Annotated in this window: 3 protein-coding genes; 2 read left to right on the forward strand and 1 reads right to left on the reverse strand. The window is 75.3% G+C overall.

Annotated features, from left to right (window positions below):
• Together H5J30_RS21605 and H5J30_RS21610 are read left to right on the forward strand one after the other, a co-directional pair.
• Positions 1-200 (forward strand): HlyC/CorC family transporter associated domain-containing protein (locus tag H5J30_RS21605; RefSeq protein ID WP_309505597.1); only part of this gene is annotated, 200 nt, incomplete at its 5' end.
• Entirely contained in the window at positions 197-1,306 is a 1,110-nt protein-coding gene (locus H5J30_RS21610; RefSeq protein ID WP_181789043.1) for a hemolysin family protein, read from the forward strand. The genes H5J30_RS21605 and H5J30_RS21610, both read left to right, overlap by 4 nt.
• Before the next feature lie 16 nt (positions 1,307-1,322).
• Here the strand turns inward: H5J30_RS21610 and H5J30_RS21615 are convergent, their stop codons facing one another.
• On the reverse strand, positions 1,323-3,188 hold the full coding sequence (locus H5J30_RS21615; protein WP_181789044.1) for an AAA family ATPase: 1,866 nt from the start codon (positions 3,186-3,188) through the stop codon (positions 1,323-1,325).
• Positions 3,189-3,738: the final 550 nt, after the last annotated feature.

The following is a 3,738-nucleotide window of genomic DNA, read 5'->3' on the forward strand; positions in this document are numbered from 1 at the left end:
CGGTGGCGGGGCTCGTCGCCGCGCTGCTGGGCCGGATCCCGGCGGCCGGGGACACGGCTGCGCTGCCGGGGTGGCGGCTGGCCGTCCGGCACGTCGACCACCACCGGGCCGCGCTGGTACGGCTGGTGCGTACCGCGGACGCCGCGCCCCCCGTGCCCGCCGCGGCGGGCGCTGGCGGGGCGGAGGGGAGGGCCGCGTGAGCGCGCTCCAACTGGCCTTCGCCGCGCTGCTGGTGCTGGCCAACGGGTTCTTCGTCGGCGCCGAGTTCGCGCTCGTCTCCGTACGGCGCAGCCAGATCGAGCCGCACGCCGCCGCGGGCTCCGCGCGCGCCCGCCGGGTGCTCCACGGGCTGGAGCACCTGCCGCAGATGATGGCCGCCGCGCAGTTCGGCATCACGGTCTGCTCGCTGACCCTCGGAGCCCTCGCCGAACCCGCCATCGCCTCGCTGCTGGAACCCGCCTTCCACGCCGCCCACGTGCCCCACGGCCTCATCCACCCGCTCGGCTACGCCGTCTCGCTGGCCGTCGTCGTCTGCCTCCACCTCGTCGTCGGCGAGATGGTGCCCAAGAACCTGGCGCTGGCCGCCCCCGCCGCGGCGGCGCTGTGGCTCGCGCCCGCGCTCGTCACTTTCGCCCGGCTGTGCCGCCCCGCGACGGCCCTGCTCGGCGCGCTGGCCCGGCACCTCCTGCGGCTCGTGCGGGTGGAGCCGCGCTCCGCGCTCACCTCCGTGTACACCACCGAGCAGCTGACCGACCTGGTCGCCGACTCCCGCGAGGCCGGGCTGCTCGGCGACGGCGAGCAGCGCCGGCTCAACGACGCGCTGGGCCTGGGCTCGCGGCCGGTGACCGACGTGCTGCTCGACCCCGCGTCGATGGTCGCCGTCGACGCCTCCGCCACCCCGCGGCAGGTCGAGGAGCTGACGGTACGCACCGGCTACTCGCGCTTCCCGGTGCGCGGCGCCGGCGGCACCGCCGACCCCGTGTATCTCGGCTATCTGCACGTGAAGGACGTCCTCGACCTGGACGAGCGCGAACGTGCCGTGCCCGCCCACCTGTTCCGGCCGATGGCGGTGCTGCGCCCCGGACTGCCGCTGGACGACGCGCTGGCCGCGATGCGGCGCGGCGCCTCGCATCTGGCGGCGGTCGCGGACCCGGCCGCGCCGGGGCGGGTCCTGGGCCTGGTGGCGCTGGAGGACGTGCTGGAGCTGCTGGTCGGAGAGGTGCGGGACCCGGCACACCGGCTGACGGTGCGTCAGCGTACGGCGGGCGGGACCGCCGCGGAGTCCGTGCCCACCTCGGTCGGCTGACCGGTACGCGGGCGGGTCAGCCGGCGTCCGGCTCCTGCTTCGGCTCGCGGCCGGAGAGTATCTCGCCGTACGCCTGCATCAGGTCCGGCAGCCGCAGCGTCGCCAGGTCCTCGCGGCCCGGCGGCCCCGGGTAGGCCGACAGCCGCAGGTCGCGGTAGGCGCAGCTCTTCTCGTACAGGGTGCGCAGGAAGCGGCCGTTGCCCAGCTCGTCGATCCAGCCCTGGTCGACGACGTGCCCGCAGATGCTGCGCAGCTCCTCGACCGACTCCTCGTCCCACTTGTCGCCGTTCTGCGCGGCCAGCACCTCGCCGATGGCGGTCAGCTCCAGCGGGCGGTAGCTGGGGAAGTCGACGCGCGTCGTGAAGCGGGACGTCAGGCCCGGGTTGCTGGAGAGCAGGCGGTCCATGCCCTTGGGGTAGCCGGCGAGGATGACGACGAGCCGGTCCCGGTTGTCCTCGGCGCGCTTGAGGAGCACCTGGAGGGCTTCGTCTCCGTAGGCGTCGCCGCGGGAGTAGCCGACGCCCGCCAGGCTGTACGCCTCGTCGATGAAGAGGACGCCGCCGAGCGCGGAGTCGATGAGGTCGTTGGCCTTGACCGCCGTCTGGCCGAGGAACTCGCCGACCAGATCCGCCCGGCCGGCCTCCACCAGCCGGTCGCTGGCGAGCAGCCCGAGCGCGTAGAAGACCCGGCCCAGGATGCGCGCCACGGTGGTCTTGCCCGTACCGGAGGGGCCGGAGAAGACGAAGTGCCGCTTCGGCGGCTGCACCGGCAGGCCCTCGCCGGCCCGCAGGCGCGCCATGTTCAGCTGCGCCGACAGCGCCCGCACCTGCCGCTTGACGGGGTCGAGGCCCACCATCCGGTCGAGGTCGGCCAGCGCCTCGGCGAGCATCGCGGGGTCGGCGGCGGCCGGCTGGGGCGCGGAGCCCGCGTGCAGCGAGGCGCGCTCGCGCAGCACGCCGGAGCCGCCGGCCGGGGGCGGCGGGCGCAGCACCTCGTCGGCGGGCACCAGCTCCCGGCCGTCGGGCGCCGGGGGAGCGGGGTCGCCCGGCGCGGTCTCCTGCTCGGCGCCGCCCAGCGACACCGACGCCAGTCCCGGCACCGGGTCCACGCCGTCGAAGTCGTCGAGGCCGTCGATGGCGGCGATCCGGGCCGCGGTGTCCATGAAGGAGGGGTCGACCCGGTGCACCGCCCGGTACAGCGGCAGCGCGGCGGCGCTGCGGCCGGAGCCCTCCTGCGCGCGGGCCAGCCAGTAGCGCAGCTCCTTGCGCTGCGGCTGCTCGCTGCGGCAGCGCATCAGCGCGGCGGAGAGCATCGGCACTGCCTGCCCGTACATCTCCAGCCGCACCCGCGCCATGCCGGCGAACAGCCCCGCCTCGATGCCCAGCAGCGCGTCGTCCGTCAGCGGCACGGTCAGCCGGACGAGCTGCTCCCAGTCCTTGACCAGATACGCGCGGCAGGCGTGCAGGAAGCGCACCTGCGGGTCGGCCTCGGGCGGGGGGCAGGCGGCGAGCGCCTGCTCCAGCTCGGCGACGTGCCGCCCGTCCAGCCAGTGCGAGGCGTGCGCGAGCAGCAGGTCGCGGCCGGAGTCGAGCACGGGCTGCACCCACCAGCCCAGCCAGTACCAGGAGTTGAGGGGGCGGCGGTGCCGGGCGCGCTGCTCGCCGAAGCGGTCGCGGTGCCGGTACATCTCCAGCAGCGCCGTGGCGGTGTCCGCCCGCAGCGCGTGCAGGCCCAGCCAGGCGTCGGCCATCTGCGGATCCAGCCGCACCGCGGACCTGAACTCCTCCTCGGCCCTGGTGTACGCACCCATGGTGTAGGCGTCGACGCCCCGCAGCCAGGCCAGCTCCGCGGGGGCCTCGGGCCCGCGCGCGCCGTTGTCCATCACGTAGCCACCAACCGTTCCCCCGCGGATCTCCCCGGGTCGCTGGTCGGCCGTCCCTCGCGAACTCCCCTGCAGAACAGGGGAGTTGCGGTGAAGACGGCCTGCTCGCATGGTACCCGCGGCGGCGATGCGGGCCGACGGCACGTATCGGACGCGCGCGCGGGGGACCCGACCGCCCGACGCGGTGACCGTGGGTGAGGGGCGCCCGGTCCGTAAGTCATCCCATTGTTCCCTCTTTGGACAGAACGAAGCCCCCGATCACGGGGGAACAATCGGGGGCTTCGCGCGTGAGGCGGTGCCGGTGGGGCCCGCTCACTGAGAACGTAAGTCCTGTACTGCCCCTGGGTCAAGCGGAGTTGGGGCGTGGAGGGGCCTATTCCGGCCGGTGCCGGGACGGGCCCCGCACGGTGTGCGCCCCGCGTGGTCACAGGGCGTGCGCAGGCCCCGGGACCAGCCCGTACGCGTCGTCCCGGCGGACCACCAGAAGGCCGGCGTACGGGCGGGACGGGTCGGCCGAGAAGTGCGCCCGCTCCGCCCGCTCCCAGTCGTC

It is taken from the genome of Streptomyces phytophilus (assembly GCF_013870535.1).
GTDB classification, from domain to species: Bacteria; Actinomycetota; Actinomycetes; order Streptomycetales; family Streptomycetaceae; genus Streptomyces; species Streptomyces phytophilus.